This is a genomic window from Streptomyces sp. NPDC048191, from assembly GCF_040652655.1.
GTDB lineage: Bacteria > Actinomycetota > Actinomycetes > Streptomycetales > Streptomycetaceae > Streptomyces.
In genome coordinates this window covers 220,574-235,984 of sequence record NZ_JBEZMO010000008.1, presented here as the reverse complement: position 1 = coordinate 235,984, position 15,411 = coordinate 220,574, and the positions used below count along the sequence as shown (strand labels likewise).

Here is a 15,411-nt window from a genome sequence, read left to right as displayed (position 1 = left end):
GGGCCGTCGTGACCGCCGTCTCCGTGACCGCCCCGGCGTCCACCCACCGCACCGGCCGGCCCCGGCGGTACGGGACGCGGTGGCCGAGGGGAGCCGCGCCCCGCACGGCTCACGGGCCGAGGCCGCAGAGCCCGGGGCGGCTCGGGTTACCCTTGTGCGCGGGGGAAGCAGTTCAGAGTAGAGGCCCAATTTCATGCAGCGCGACAACTCCACAGACCGGACCGGCCTGGTAGGGCCGCCGGACGAAGCGGTGGGCCTCGCCGTGCTCCTGCGCGCCTGGCGCGCGCGAGCGGGCCGCAAACTGGGCCTCGGCAAGCCGCTTCCGCAGGTGGAGGTCGCCGCCGAGGTCGGCATGAGCGAACGCTGGTACCGCGACCTCGAACGCGGGTCCACGCCCCGGTTGGACGCCCGGACCCTGACCGCGCTGGCGGACGCGCTCCAGCTGTGCGCCGACGAGCGAGCGACCCTCTTCCTCTACGCCGCCGGCGGCGAGCCCTTCCCCGCCGTGTCCGCCGTGGACGGCGTCGATCTGGCCCCGCTGCGCCGCCTGTTGGACCTCCAGCCGACGCAGCCCGCCTATCTCACCGACAACGCGTGGAACGTGCTCGACCACAACACGGCGATGGCCGAGTGGTTCCCGTGGGTGCGGGTCCCCGGCGCGAACCTGATCCGCTGGGGGCTGACCGACCCCGAGGCCCGGGAGCAGCTCGGCGACTGGCCCCGGCACGCGCGGGCCTACCTCGCGATGCTGCGCTACGCCATGGCGCAGTACCCCGGGCATCCCGAACTCCGCGAGATCCTGCGGACCGCACTCGCCGTCCCCGAGTGCCGGCGGATCTGGGACGCCGGCCCGGTCATCATCGCCAACCGGGACGGACACACGTTCCGCCTGACCATCCCCCGCTTCGCCCCGCACTCGATCGACGTCGTCACCCAGGTCCTGCATCCCGTCGGCTATCCCGGCCTCCGGCTCACCTTCGTCAGCCGCCAGGACGACGGCCAGGAAGGCTGAGCCCTCAGTCTCGCCGATTCCGGCGGCGTGTTTCAACGGCCGCCGACCGGCAAAGATTTTCCGGTCCGGGAACGGTCCGGGAAACGGTCCGGGAACGATCCGGAACAGGCCGTGAACCGGCAGATTTCTGCCGGTCGGGACACCGGCAGAAATCTGCCGGTACCGCTTTCTCACGCGTTTCTGCCGCCCGCCCGCGACCGGCAGAACATTGCCGGTCGAATCCGTTGACATTCGCTACGCCCAGTTGCGAATCTCTGTGATCACCGGGCCCGTAGGGACCCCCCTGGAGGCACACGTCTGCCCCGCTCTGGTGCGATTCCAGGCTCGGAACTCGACTGAGGATCTCTTCGGGAGCGGCCTTGCACGCCTTCATGAACATCAAGAAAACGATCGGGATAAGCAACGACTTCTGGAACGTCACCGCCGACTCCGGAATGGCCGGAATCGTCGCCGCGAACCGCGGCGCCGGACGCTACGCCACCCGGACCGACGGCCATGAGTTCCTGAACATGTCGTCGTACTCGTACCTCGGTCTCGACTCCCACCCGGCGCTGATCCGCGCGGCCGCCGACGCGGTCACCGACAACGCCTCGCTGAACACCTCGGTCTCCCGGATGCGCGTGCACTTCGGAATCCTCAAGGACGCCGAGGACGCGCTCTCGGACCTGTTCCGGGTGGAGGCGGTCACCCTCGCCTCCTGCGCCGCGGCGGCCTGGTCCGCGCTGCCCCTGGTGGCGTCCGGCGCCTTCACCGACGACGTGCCGCCGCTCATGGTGTTCGACAAGCACGCGCACTTCTGCCTGAACGCGATGAAGCCGAGCGTCGCCGACGAGGCCGAGGTCAGGACCATCGCGCACAACGACGTCGACGCCCTCGAAGAGCTCTGCCGCACCCACCGGAACGTCGCCTACGTGGCCGACGGGGTGTACAGCACGGGCGGCGCCGCGCCGGTGCGCGAACTGCTGCGACTCCAGGAGAAGTACGGGCTGTTCCTGTTCTTCGACGAGGCGCACGGCGTGTCGACCTGCGGCGACCAGGGGCGCGGACTCGTCCTCGACACGATGGGCGAGATCAACGACCGCACGCTGATCATCACCTCCCTGAACAAGGGCTTCGGCGCGTCCGGCGGCGCGATCTTCCTCGGGCCGCAGGGTTCCCGGCGCCGCCGCGACCTCGCCCTGCGCTACGGCGGCCCGCTGACCTGGTCGCAGCGGATCAACACGGCCGGGCTCGGGGCGATCGTCGCCTCCGCCGCGCTCCACGCCTCGCCCGAGCTCAAGGAACTCCAGGACCGGCTCCAGGAGAACATCGACCGGTTCGACGCGCTGGTGCCCACCGCGCAGAGCGGCGACGGGCTGCCCATCCGGTTCATCGACATCGGCTCGGAGGAGAAGACCGTCCGTATCGGCCGGACCCTTCTTTCCGAGGGCTACTACACCTCGGCCCTGTTCTTCCCGGTCATCGCCCGCGGAAAGGCGGGGCTGCGCATCATGCTCCGCGCCGACATGACGCAGGCGGACATCGAGCACTTCGGCCGGCTGGTCAATGACCTGCGGAGCCAGAATGACTGAGCCGAGGGTTTCTCCGGCCGCCGGAACCCAAAAGGCCGCAGAAAATCAGGACCCGCCCCGGTCGCCGCAGAGTGTGAACCGGCGCATCATGGCACTCTCCTGTCTGCTGGTCTTCATGGCCCAGATGGCAACCACCATCTATCTCCCCTCACTTCCGATCGTGGCGCACGACTTCGGAATGTCACGCAGTTATGCGGCGCTGTCCATTTCCGCTTTCGTGATCGGCGCCGCGGCCCCGGTGGTGCTGTGGGGCGTGGCCGCGGACCGGTACGGCCGCCGGGGCCCGCTGCTGGCCTCGCTGGCCCTGTTCGTGCTCACCAGCGCGGCGATCACGCTGAACCGGTCCCCCGAGGTCCTGCTGGTGCTGCGGGCGCTCCAGGGCATCGGTGCGGGGGGCGCGGCGATCATCGCCCGCATCCTGGTGCGCGACCGCTGGAACGGCGACGAGCTGGCGCGGCGCCTTTCGGTGCTGTCGATCGCGTTCATCACGGCGATGGGCGGCGGCCAGTTCCTCGGCGGCCTGATCGGCAGGTACTCCCACTGGGAGGCCGGTTTCGTGGTGCTCGCCACGGTCGGCACGGTCGCGGCGGCACTGACGTTCACCGTGCCGTTCGGGACGGGCCGTGCCGTGCAGCGGCCGTCGGAGGTGCTGCGGATCTGCCTCGCCATCAGCCGGCAACCGGCCTTCCTGCTGCCGGCGCTGGCCGGTGGTGCCGGGTTCGCGACGATCGTGATGCTCCAGGAGGTCAGCCCGTTCGTCTTCCAGCAGCACTTCGGGCTCGCCACCGACCAGTACGGAAGCCTCGGCCTGCTGCTCGGCCTGGCCTACTTCGCCGGGGCGATGGCCGTCAACCGCCTGGTCGCCAGGGCGGGTTCGGGCCGTCTGATGACCGCCGGATCGCTCGTGATGACCGCCACCGGTGTGCTGATGATCGTGCTGTGGTCGGTGCCCGGACTGCCGGAGACCGGCGCCCTGGTGGCCTTCGTCGCGCTGTACTGCGTGACCACGTTCGGGCAGTCCGTGCTGTTCCCCAACAGCATGGCCACCGCGGTCAGCAGCCAGCACAGCCACGGCGCCTACGCCGTCTCGCTGTGCGGTTTCCTCCAGCAGTCGATGGCGGGCGTGGCCGCGGCCAGTGCCGCGCTGCTGCACGCCGACCTCGCCTGGGCCTCGGTCGCCGCCGCGCTGGGGGTCGCGGCCTGGCTCATGACCCGGATCGCCGTCCCCGCGGCGGCTGACGGGCCGGCGTCCGCCGCCTCCACGGAAGGGAAGTGACATGGCGGTTCTGCGTTCCCACATCAACCCCTCCAGCGAGGTGTTCCGCCGCAACAGCGAGGCCTACGGCGTGCTGCGCGAGCAGATCGCCGTGGCACGGGCGGCGGCCACGGCCGGCGGCGGTGCCGAGGCACAGGCCCGGCACGCCGCGCGCGGCAAGCTCACCGCGCGGGAGCGGGTGACCCGGCTGCTCGACCCGGGCACTCCGTTCCTGGAGATCGGCCAGCTCGCCGCCCACGAGGTGTACGAGCAGGCCGTGCCGTCGGCGGGCATCGTCACCGGCGTCGGCATGGTGGAGGGCCGGCCCACGGTCGTGTTCGCCAACGACGCGACCGTGAAGGGCGGTACGTACTACCCGCTGACGGTCCGCAAGCACCTGCGGGCCCAGCAGGTCGCCCGCGAGAACGGGCTGCCCTGTGTCTACCTGGTGGACTCCGGGGGTGTCTTCCTGCCGATGCAGGAGGACATCTTCCCGGACGAGAACCACTTCGGAAGGATCTTCCGCAACATCGCGGAGATGTCCGCGATGGGCCTGCCGCAGATCGCGGCCGTGCTGGGGTCGTGCACCGCCGGAGGCGCGTACATCCCGGCGATGTGCGACGAGACCGTGATCGTGCGCGGCAACGGGTCGATCTTCCTGGGCGGTCCGCAGCTGGTGCGGGCGGCGACCGGCGTGATCGTCGACACCGAGACCCTCGGCGGGGCCGACCTGCACACCGCGACCAGCGGTGTCGCCGACCATCTCGCCCTGAACGACGAGCACGCGCTCTCCATCGTCCGGGAGATCGCCGCCCGGCACGGCAGGCGGACCCCGGCCGCGCCACCGGAGACACCGGTGCCGCCGCTGTACGACCCGGCCGAGCTGCCGGGCGTCGTCAGCGCCAACCCGCGCGAGCCGATACCGGCCCGGGAGATCCTCGCCCGGCTGCTGGACGGCAGCGAGTTCACCGAGTACCGCGCCCGGTTCGGGCCGACGATCGTGTGCGGCACCGGCCGGATCGGCGGCTACCCGGTGGGGGTGCTCATCAACGACGGCGTGCTCTTCTCCGAGAGCGCGCAGAAGGCCGCGAACTTCATCGAGCTGTGCTCCCAGCGCGGTATCCCGCTGCTGTTCCTGCACAACATCAACGGGTTCATGGTCGGCGCCGAGTACGAAGCGGGTGGCATCGCCAAACATGGCGCCAAGATGGTGAACGCCGCCTCGTGCGCCGCCGTTCCGAAGTTCAGCGTGCTGGTCGGCGGCAGTTACGGCGCGGGCAACCTGGCGATGTGCGGCCGCTCGATCGGCCCGCAGCTGATGGGCATGTGGCCCAACGCGCGGACGTCCGTGGTGGGCGGCGAGCAGGCCGCGACCGTGATGGCGCTCATCAAGAACGAGCAACTGGCCAAGCGGGGCGGTGCGATGACCCCGGAGGAGGAAGAGGCCTTCAAGAAGCCGATCCGGGACAACTACGACCGCGAGGGCCAGCCCCTGTATGTGGCCGCCCGGCTGTGGGTGGACGCCCTGGTCGACCCCTGCGACACCCGTGAATGGCTGACGCTGAGCCTTGCCCTGGCCGCGGCAGCACCGCAACGAGAGACGCGCTTCGGCGTGTTCAGGATGTGATGGTCCGTCATGGTGAAACGACTGCTGATCGCCAACCGGGGTGAGATCGCCCGCCGTATCGCCCGCACCTGCCGGCGCCTCGGCATCGAGTACGTCGCCGTCCACTCCGAGGCGGACGGCGCGGCGGCCCATCTGGAGGGCGCCTTCGACCAGGTCCTGCTCGGTCCCTCCCCGGCGGCCGACAGCTATCTGCGCGCCGACGCCCTGGTCGACGCGGCCCTGCGCACCGGCTGTGACGCCGTCCATCCGGGCTACGGGTTCCTCTCGGAGAACGCGGCGTTCGCCGCCGCGGTCGCCGATGCGGGCCTGGTGTTCGTGGGTCCCGACGCACACACCATCGCCGCCATGGGCGACAAGGCCACCGCGAAGCGGCGGATGGGCGAGGCAGGTGTGCCGGTGCTGCCGGGTTCGGCGGACGCCACGGACTCGGTGGACGAGATCCGGGCGCACGCGGCGCGCATCGGTTACCCGGTGATCCTCAAGCCGGTCGCCGGGGGCGGCGGCAAGGGCATGCACGTCATCGAGCGGGAGAGCGACCTCGCCCCCGCCGTCGAGGCGGCCGTGCGGCTGGCCCTCGCCAACTTCGGCGACGGCCGGCTGCTGGTCGAGCGGTATCTGCGCCGGCCCCGGCACATCGAGGTGCAGGTGTTCGGCGACACGCACGGCAACGTGGTGCACCTCTACGAGCGGGAGTGCTCGCTCCAGCGCCGGCACCAGAAGATCGTCGAGGAGGCACCGGCCGCCTGTCTTCCGGCGGACGTACGGGAGGCGTTGCTGTCGGCCGCCGTACGCGGCGCGCGGGCCATCGGCTACGTCAACGCGGGCACCTTCGAGTTCATCCTCGACAGCGAGGGCAGGAGCGACAACGGGGACGGGTTCTACTTCCTGGAGGTCAACACCCGCCTCCAGGTCGAGCACCCGGTCACCGAGGCCGTCACCGGCCTGGACCTGGTCGAGTGGCAGCTGCGGGTCGCCGCGGGCGAGCGACTCCCGCTGACCCAGGGCGAGATCACCGCGTCCGGGCACGCCGTCGAGGTCCGGGTGTACGCCGAGGACCCGGACGCGGACTTCCGCCCCGCCCCCGGCCGGGCACTGGCCGCCGTGTGGCCGGCCGGCCTGCGGGTCGACGCGGCCTTCGACCGCGCGGGCGACGTCCCGGTCTTCTACGACCCGATGATCGCCAAGCTCGTCGCGCACGGACCCGGACGCCCCGCGGCCCTCGCCCGGCTGCTGGACGCCGTACGCTCCACCGCCGTGCTCGGCCTGACCACCAACCTCGGGTTCCTCGCCGACCTGCTGAGCGACACCCGGGTGCGCGCCGGGCTGATCGACACCCACCTGGTGGACGAGTTCACCGCCCGCGCCGCCGGCACGCGGCCGGACATCGAACCGTCGGCGGCGGCCTGTGCGGCCGCGATGAGCCTGCCCGCCGGCACCGGCGGCCGTACGGCCGAGTCGCCGTGGAGCGGTTCGCTCGGCGCCCTCGACCGGCGACTCCTCGACCCGGACGCCCCGTTGGGCCGGGTGGCGACGCGCGTCGGCGGCCGTCCGCTGGAAGCCTCGCTGCTCTCCCGGCGCGGGGACACGCTCACGGTGTCGGTGGCGGGCGAGCGCCTCACCGTCACGTGCGCACCGGACGGGGAGCTGCTGCGCGGCACGGTCGGCGAGGCACGGTGGACGGGCCTGCGCCGGGGCGACGGCTGCGAACTCGTCGTCGACGGCCGTCGGCTGAGCCTCACGCTCGGCGTGGCCGGCGAGGACGACGGCGCGGCCGGCGGCGACGCGGTCACCTCGCCGATGCCCGGCACGGTGGTCCAACTCCCGGTCGCCGTGGGCGACCTGGTCCAGCAGGGCGACACGGTCGCGATCGTCGAGGCGATGAAGATGGAGAACCGGATCCTCGCGCCCGTCTCCGGGGTGGTCGAGGAGATCCGCTGTGCCCTCGCCGACATCGTCTCGGCCGACCAGGTCCTCGTCGTGATCGAGTCACAGCAGAACGAACGGAAGTGAAGAACCAGATGATCCCCATCAGCCGTGTCGGAGTGGTCGGCTCGGGAGCCATGGGCGCCGGAATCGCCGAAGTGAGCGCCCTCGCCGGCATGGACGTGCTCGTCGCGGTCTCCCGCGAGGCGTCCCTGACCACCGGCCGGCAGCGCGTCCTCGCCTCCCTCGACCGCGCCGTCACCAAGGGCAGGCTCGCCCCGGAGGCGCGGGACGCGGCCGTGGCCCGCCTCCGGTTCACCATGGATCTGGGCGAGTTGGCCGACCGGCAGCTCGTGGTCGAGGCGGTCCGTGAGGAGGAGACCCTCAAACTGGACCTCTTCGCCACCCTCGACAAGGTGGTCGAGGACCCGGAGGCGATCCTGGCCTCCAACACCTCCTCGATCCCCGTCATGAAGCTGGCCGGGGCCACCGACCGCCCGGCCCAGGTCATCGGCACCCACTTCTTCAACCCCGTGCCGGCGATGGCCCTGGTGGAACTGGTCGGCTCGCTGCACACCTCCGAGCAGACCATGGACCGGGCCGAGGCCTGGGTGGCGCAGTCCCTCGGCAAGCGACCGATCCGGTCCAAGGACCGGGCCGGTTTCGTGGTCAACGCGCTGCTGGTGCCGTACCTGCTGTCCGCCGTGCGCATGGTGGAGACGGGATTCGCCACCGCCGAGGACATCGACCAGGGCATGGTGCTCGGCTGCTCCCATCCGATGGGCCCGCTGCGGCTCACCGACATGGTGGGCCTCGACGTCGTCGCCGCCGTGGCCGACGCGCTGTACGCCGAGTTCAAGGAGCCCCTGTACGCGGCTCCCCCGCTGCTGTCCCGGATGGTCGAGGGCGGTCTGCTCGGCCGTAAGTCGGGCCGCGGCTTCTACGCGTACCAGTAGCCACAGAACGCACTCAGAAACGGATGCACGCGACGTGAGTACAGCTTCCACCACCGCCCCGGGACCCCGCTCCGGCGGTCTGGTCCTCGCCGACCTGCTGCCCGCCGGGGGCGGCGCCCGCACCCGGGTGCGCGATGCCGCGCTCGTCCTCGGCGGGGCGGCCTTGACCGGGGCCGCCGCGCAGCTCGCGGTGCCGGTGCCCGGGTCGCCGGTCCCGGTGACGGGCCAGACCTTCGCCGCGCTGCTGGTCGGCACCGCGCTTGGGGCAGGGCGCGGGGCGGCGGCGCTCGCCGTGTACCTGGGTGCGGGCGTCTGCGGTATGCCCTGGTTCGCCGGGGGCGCGTCCGGCGCGGCCATGCCGACCTTCGGATATCTCGTCGGCCTGGTCCTGGCCGCCGCCGTGGTCGGCGGCCTGGCACGGCGCGGCGGCGACCGCGGACCGCTGCGCACGGCCGGTGTCATGGCGCTGGGCAGCCTCTGCGTGTACGCGGCCGGGGTGCCGTACCTCGCGCTGTCGCTGCACCTCTCCCTGTCCCGCGCGCTGGCCCTGGGCGCCGTGCCCTACCTGCCGGGCGACGCCCTGAAGGCGGTCGTGGCGATGGGCCTGCTGCCGGGGGCGTGGCGGCTGCTGGGCCGGTCCGGGAACTAGGCAAGGGCCTCCAGCCGCTTGATCTTCTTCCGTACGACGTACAGCGGGATCACCCCGAAGACGCCGAAGGACATGTCGATCAGCGACCACCAGAAGGGGATTCCGCGGATGGGGCCGCAGACCAGGGCGAGCGGGATGATCCCGGCACAGGCGATCATCGCGAACTCGACCACCCAGATGTTGCGTACGGGGTCGCGGTAGGGCCCGTAGAAGGCGACCGCGATGACGAGGTGGGCGAAGGCGAGCCAGTCGGTGCCGTAGAGCAGGAACGGGTAGTCGGTGTCGGCGGTGTCGAGTCCGTCGCGCACCCGCTCGATCCAGTTCGTCAGACCGGGCAGGTGGTCCGGCACGGACAGGGCCCGCAACGCGCTCTCGGTCCAGTGGAGTTCGTGGACCAGGGGGAAGGCCGTGGCCCCGCTCAGCACGAGGCACACGACGAAGAGGACCAACCAGACGCGAATGCCCTTCAGCAGGGCGGCTCTGTCGCTCATGGGAAGAGCGTACGCCTAGAGTTGAACGCGTTCAAAAAGCCCCCCTCCCCTAATCCAGCGGGTCGTCCAGGGCGACATGCCGCACGCCCGGCAGATGGCCGTCCAGCTCGCCGGGTTCGAAGCGGCACATGCCCACCGCGTGCCAGAACTCGCCGGTGACGTCCCCCTCGTACTTGTAGCCGCCGGAGGGCGACAGCGCGGCCCAGCCGCCGGGCATGCCGACCAGGGTGGCCCGCAGGGTGGCGGGGGCGTCGGCGGGGACGTGCCACAGCCGTACCGTGCCGTCCTCGCCGCCGCTCGCCAGCAGGGAACCGTCGGGGCTGAACGCCACCGCGAGGATCCGGCCGGTGTGGCCGGTCAGCACGGCCGTCTCCTCCCCGGTGTCCGGATCCCACAGCCGGACGGTCCGGTCGTCGCCCGCCGTCGCCAGCAGGGGGCGCCGGGGGTGGGCGGCGGCCGTCCAGAGCTTGCCGGTGTGGCCGCTCAGGCGGTGGTCGATCTCGCCGTCCCGCCAGATCACCGCCGTGCCGTCCCAGGAGGCGCTGGCGAGCCAGGAGCCGTCGGGCCCGAAGGCGACGGCGTACACCCGGTCCGCGTGGCCGTCGAGGACGCTCGTGATCCGGTGCTCCGTCAGATCCCACAGGCGCACCTTCTTGTCGTCGCAGCCGGTGGCCAGGACCGCGTCGTCGGCCCGGAAGGCGATGGCGCGGACCCGGCCGTAGTGCTCGGTGATGGTGGCGACGTGCGCTCCGGTGGCCCGGTACCACAGCCGTACGGTGTCGTCGTCGTTGGCGGTGGCGAGGAGTTCGCCGTCGGCGCTGAACGCCTCCGCCCACACATGGTCGGTCTCGACGTCCAGTTCGCGTTGGTACTCGCCGCTGGCCGCGTTCCAGAGGTAGATGTCGCCGTCGCTGCTCGCGGTGGCCAGCAGGGATCCGGTGGGGCCGAACGCCGCCGACACCAGGCGGTCGCTCTGCCCGGTCAGTTCGCGCAGCCGCCGGCCGGAGCCGGAGTGCCACACCCGGACCACACCGTCGTTGCCGCCGGCCGCCAGCAGCGCGCCGTCGGCGCTGAAGGACAGGGTGCCGATGCGCCGCCCGTGGCCGCGCAGGATGCGCCGGCCCTGACCGGTGGCCGGCTCCCACAGCCGTACGACACCGTCGTTGCCGCCGGTCACCAGCAGCGCGCCGGGAGCCTGGGCGGGCGTGTCGCCGGGCGGGCGGAACTTGACCACCCACACCGAGCCGCGGTGCTCGGAGGGCTGCCGGTTCAGCGGCACGGCGACGGGGTCGGCCTCCGGGCCGATCCGCCACAGCCGGACCACCCCTGCGCTGTCCCCGGCCGCGAGCAGGGTGCCGTCGGGGTCGAACAGCACCTGGTAGACGGCCCCCCGACAGCCGCCGAGCAGCCCGGCGGAGCGTCCGGCGTCCAGGTCCCACAGCCGCACCTCCCCCTCGGTGTCACCACTGACCAGCAGGGTGCCGCCGGGGTGGAAGTCCAGGGTGTAGACGCGGCCGGAGTGCCCGGTGAACTCGTGGAGCAGTCTCCGGGTGGCGAAGTCCCACACGCGCACGGTGCCGCCGTGCCGCTCGTCGCCGCGGTCGGCGGTGGCCAGCAGGGTGCCGTCCGGGCTGAAACGCGCCCGGTACACCGCACCCTGATGTCCTGTCAGCTCGCCGGTCCGCTGCCCGGTGGTCAGGTCCCACAGCCGTACGGTGGTGGAGGCGTCCCCGGTGACCAGGGTGGTGTCCCCCGGCGCCAACGCGACGGTGTAGACGGGCGCGGAGTGTCCGGGCAGCCGCTGCAGCGGGGTGCCCGACTCGGTGTCCCAGACGGTGACCTGGCCGTCGGCGTCACCGGTGGCGACGCGCGCGCCCTCGGTGTCGAGCACGACCGGCCAGACGCCGCTCGGGTGGATCTCCAGCCGGTGCAGACAGCGGCCGGAGACCGGGTCCCACAGCCGTACGGTGCCGTCGGCGCTGCCGGTGGCCAGGACCCGGGAGCGGAACTTGACGGCGTACACCCGGCCGGTGTGGCCCTGCAGGGTGCGCAGCGGGATGCCGGTGGCAGCGTCGCAGACCAGGACGCCGCCGTCCTCGCTGCCCACGGCGAGCAGTTCGCCGTCGGGGCTGTAGGAGATGGGCTCGGGCAGCCGGATGCGCGCTTCGTAGCCGTACGGGACGCCGACCGTGGAGGGCCGGAAGCCGGAGTCGACGGCCATGCCGGGCGCGATCGCCGCGGTGGCGAGCTCGGGGCTGTCCGCGAGCGCCCCGGTGGTCGCCGAGATCAGCGCGGCCCGCCGCCACCGGCCGCCCTCCAGCCGGGCGCCGGTCAGCTCGGTGCCGATCAGCCGGGCCCGCCTGAGGTCCGCGCCGCGCAGGTCGGCGCCGGTCAGATCCGCGCCGTCGAGCCGGGCGCCGGTCAGCCGGGCGCCGCGCAGCACGGCCCCGGAGAGGTTGGCGCCGACCAGCCGGGCGTCGGTGAGGTCGGCGCGGGTGAGGTCGACGCCGGAGAAGTCCCGGTGGGACAGGTCCTCCCCGGCCAGGGCGGCGCCGCGCAGATCGGTGCGGGCGGGCACCCGGAGCCGGCTGAGGATCTTCACCGCATTGACGTGGGCGGCGTCCGCGGCGGCCTCCCCGCCGGTGCCGGCCAGCTCCCGCTCGGCCCACGCCTGGCAGATCCGGTGGTCGGCGAGGTCGCAGAGGAACTCGACGGCCAGCTGGCTGAGTGGGCGCCGGCCCAGCAGGGTGCTGTCGCCGTCGGTGAGCCTGCGGCCGCACTCCCGGGCGACCAGCCACTCCACCACCGAGCCGTGGATGAACCGGAACACCCCGTCGTCGCTGCGCACCAGCAGGCTGCCGGAGCCGATGGCGTGCGCGGTCTGCGGCACCGACAGCCGGGCGTCCGCCAGCCCGGTCAGGGTCTCGGCGACGTCGGTCAGCTCGTCCAGCCGCAGCGAGTCCTGCCCGCTCTCCCACAGCCGCAGGGCGAGCGCGGTCACCGCGTCCCACAGCTGGTCCAGGGAGAGCCCGGGTGCCCGGCCGGGACTGCCGCTGCCGCGCAGCGCCTCGAAGCCCAGCCAGGCGGTGAGCACCTCCTCGTACAGCCCGGCGGGGCTGAGGGCGCGGCCGGCGCCGGCGACGGCGCGCAGCCGGTCGTCGTCGAGGTCGGCGACGAAGCCGAGCAGCCGCGGGTTGCGGCACAGGGCGAGCAGGTCGGGGATGGCGTCCAGCAGCCCCAGCCGGTGGTCGGCGGCGCGCTCGTCCCCGTCGTAGCGGTTGACCAGGTAGGCGCGGATCTGCTGCGGGCTGAACTCCTGGACGGCCAGCACTCGGCGGTGCGGGAGCAGCCCGACGCGTTCGCCGAGCGCGGTGAGCACCTGGCCCTGGGAGCGGAAGTGCTGGGTGCGGCTGGAGACCACGATCTTGGCGTGGTCGACGGCGGAGTCCAGCAGCACCTGCAGGCGTTCGGCGGCGCGGTCGTACGTCACCTGGTTGACGAGTTCGTCGAAGCCGTCGAAGAGCAGCACGATCCGGCCCTGCTGGAGCATGTACCTGAAGGCGCGCAGATCGATGTTGTCGACCCCGTGGGCGGCGAGGTGCGCGGCGACCAGGCCCTCGAAGGAGTAGGCCCGGTCGAGGGCGTGGAGCTCGATCAACAGCGGGACGAGGTGCGGCAGTTCACCGGGGATCCGGCGGGCCAGCTCGCGCAGCGCGAAGGTCTTTCCGTGCCCGAAGTCGCCGAGGAGCAGCAGGAAGCGGCCCTGGTCGGAGTCGAGCAGCCGCAGCATCTCGTCGACCAGCCCGTCGCGGTCCTCGGCGTCGAGGCGCTCCACCTCCCGGTACCGCTGCGGCAGGTACATGCCCGGGGGATAGCGGGGGTCGGTGCGCAGCCGCTCGCTCTGCCCGGCGACATAGCCGCGCAGGTCGAGCAGGCCCTGGAACTCGGTGAAGCTGCGCACCCGGACGCCCCGGCGGCGGGCCGCGTCGCGCAGCTCGCGGTCGGGCGGCGGCCCGTCGTGGACGAGTTCGGCCTCCGCCTCGGAGTCGGCGGCGTGCACGAGGGCCACGAACCGGTCGACGTCCTGCGCGGTCGGGGTCCCGGTGTGCACGGCGACGCGCTGCTGCCGGACGAACCCGGACTGGGTCCAGGTGACGAGCAGTTGGGGCACCGGCCCGTCCACCGGGCGGATCTGGGCGCCCTCGTGGCGGGTGCGGCAGACCTCCGCGACCCGGGCCAGCAGTATCTCGGCCGGGGTCTGCACGGCGCGCGGCTCGGGGTCGGGGGCGGGGCCGCCGTCCTGGTCGTCGGCGATCGCGGCCTCGGGCCCGAAGGCCCGGTCGGCCCGCCGCCACTGGACCGCCCGCCGCCGCGGCTCCCCCGGCCCGTGCCAGACGGCCACTCCGTCCCGGCCGACCCGCACCAGCTGGTGCCCGCCGGGCCGTACGGCACCGATCACCGGGACCTCGCCGGAGCCGGTGGCCAGGGCGGGCAGCGCGCCGGGTCCGGTCGGGCCGTGCAGCAGCAGGTGGAGCCGGGGCGCGGTGAGCCGCGTCAGCACATCGGTGTCGTGCAACGGACCGGCGCCGTCCAGGACGGCCGTACGGCGGACACCGGGGGCGGCGGACCGGCCGGATCCCGGTGCATGCCGGACGGCCCCGATCCGCAGCCAGCCCTCGGTCTCGTGCGGCCGCAGCGCCTGGGCGAACCAGGCGGCCTGCTCGCGCCCGACCAGCCCGTACTGGTCGTCGCGCCGGTGGCTGTACGCCATCGAGGAGTTGAGGCCCGCGACCACGGTGTGCAGTTCCGGGACGGGGAACAGGGTCCACGGCTGGTCGCTGTCGAAGACGACGTCGAGCCCCTGGTACAGCTCCCGGAACAGCCCGGCGAAGTGCCGCCACTTGGGCCAGTACGGCGGCCGGGGCGGCATCTCGTCGGCCTCGCAGGTGCTGAAGTAGGCCTGGCAGGCGGCCTGGTTGACGTCCTGCCCGCCCGGCACGAGGGCGACCCGGTGCGGTTCCAGCCCGAGCAGGGCCCGCAGTCCGGTGAGGAAGGCCAGCGCCTGTTCGAACTCGCGCCGGCTGCCGGAGGCGGTCAGGTCCCCGGTGACGACCAGCAGGTCGGGCGAGGGCGCGCCCGCGTCGGCCAGCTCGACCAGGTCGCCCCAGATCGCCGCCTGCAACTCGGCGGGGTCCTGCCCCCGCCCGAAGGCGGGCCCGGCCAGCTGGAGCACGGTCACCGCCTCCCGCTCCCGGACCACCCCGGACATCCGCGGATACGACGGCGGCGCCGCCGGTCTGCGGCGCCCCGCCCACCCGGTCCCGCCGAGCGGCCGCCCGGGGCTCGGCACGGACGGCGCGGAGGGCACGGGAAGGCCGCCCGCCCCCGGGTAACCGGGCGCCAGACTCGGCCGGGCCCGCCCGTCGAGGGCCTGCCGCACCCGGGCGAGCAGCAGGTCCCGGGCCGCGGCCGGATCGGTGACCGGCACCAGGTCCACGTACGTGATGGTGGCGAGCAGCCCCTCCACCGGGATGTCCTCGACCCGTACGGTGATCAGCCGCCGCTCCGGCGCGTCCGGGTCGGCACGCAGGGCGGCCTGCCACTCCATCCGCCCGTACCGCGACCGCTCGTAGTTCCTGGACAGTACGGCGATGACGGCGGCGGACTCGCTCACGCCCCGGTCCATGAAGTCGACGAAGTTCGTGCCCGGCACGAAGTCCCAGGCCTGCAGGACCGTCCGGAACCCGGCCTCCTCCAGGGTCCAGGCGATCCAGGACGCCCAGCGTTCGTCGGCCGGCGAGTAGCTGATGAAGAAGTCCAATGGCCCGGTGTCCCCCGGGATGTTCTGACGAGCCACCATGTATTGATGATGCCGTGAAAAGAGAGGTTGATACCGGTCGTTTCCAGGCCTTCGACGGCGCCCTGGT

At 72.8% G+C, this 15,411-nt stretch carries 9 protein-coding genes; 7 read left to right on the top strand and 2 right to left on the bottom strand.

The features are described from left to right. Positions 1–193 precede the first annotated feature (193 nt). The 7 genes from AB0D93_RS16560 (at position 194) to AB0D93_RS16530 (ending at position 8,993) form a co-directional block, all read left to right on the top strand. Entirely contained in the window at positions 194–1,012 is an 819-nt protein-coding gene (locus AB0D93_RS16560; protein ID WP_362119717.1) for a helix-turn-helix transcriptional regulator, read from the top strand. 371 nt (positions 1,013–1,383) lie between these two features. Next, the gene (locus AB0D93_RS16555; RefSeq protein ID WP_362119715.1) at positions 1,384–2,583 is read left to right on the top strand and encodes an aminotransferase class I/II-fold pyridoxal phosphate-dependent enzyme; all 1,200 of its coding nucleotides are present in this window, start codon (positions 1,384–1,386) and stop codon (positions 2,581–2,583) included. A gap of 88 nt (positions 2,584–2,671) precedes the next feature. Further along, the gene (locus AB0D93_RS16550) at positions 2,672–3,859 is read left to right on the top strand and encodes an MFS transporter (RefSeq protein WP_362119712.1); all 1,188 of its coding nucleotides are present in this window, start codon (positions 2,672–2,674) and stop codon (positions 3,857–3,859) included. A 1-nt stretch (position 3,860) separates the two neighbouring features. Further along, complete coding sequence (locus tag AB0D93_RS16545; protein WP_362119710.1) at positions 3,861–5,465, top strand: carboxyl transferase domain-containing protein; 1,605 nt, start codon at positions 3,861–3,863, stop codon at positions 5,463–5,465. 9 nt (positions 5,466–5,474) lie between these two features. After that, positions 5,475–7,475: a biotin carboxylase N-terminal domain-containing protein gene (locus AB0D93_RS16540; RefSeq protein WP_362119708.1), complete on the top strand. Its 2,001-nt coding sequence runs from the start codon at positions 5,475–5,477 to the stop codon at positions 7,473–7,475. Between the two features lie 8 nt (positions 7,476–7,483). After that, positions 7,484–8,344 carry a 3-hydroxybutyryl-CoA dehydrogenase gene (locus tag AB0D93_RS16535; protein ID WP_362119706.1) on the top strand — a complete coding sequence of 287 codons (861 nt, stop codon included), beginning with the start codon at positions 7,484–7,486 and terminating at the stop codon, positions 8,342–8,344. 34 nt (positions 8,345–8,378) lie between these two features. Then, a complete protein-coding gene (locus AB0D93_RS16530; protein WP_362119704.1) occupies positions 8,379–8,993 on the top strand; it encodes a biotin transporter BioY in 615 nt (204 codons plus the stop codon). Here AB0D93_RS16530 and AB0D93_RS16525 read toward each other — a convergent pair. Both AB0D93_RS16525 and AB0D93_RS16520 read right to left on the bottom strand, forming a co-directional pair. After that, on the bottom strand, positions 8,990–9,484 hold the full coding sequence (locus AB0D93_RS16525) for a hypothetical protein (RefSeq protein WP_362119702.1): 495 nt from the start codon (positions 9,482–9,484) through the stop codon (positions 8,990–8,992). The genes AB0D93_RS16530 and AB0D93_RS16525 overlap by 4 nt on opposite strands. A 49-nt stretch (positions 9,485–9,533) precedes the next feature. Continuing rightward, entirely contained in the window at positions 9,534–15,344 is a 5,811-nt protein-coding gene (locus tag AB0D93_RS16520) for a TIR domain-containing protein (RefSeq protein ID WP_362119700.1), read from the bottom strand. Positions 15,345–15,411 lie beyond the last annotated feature (67 nt).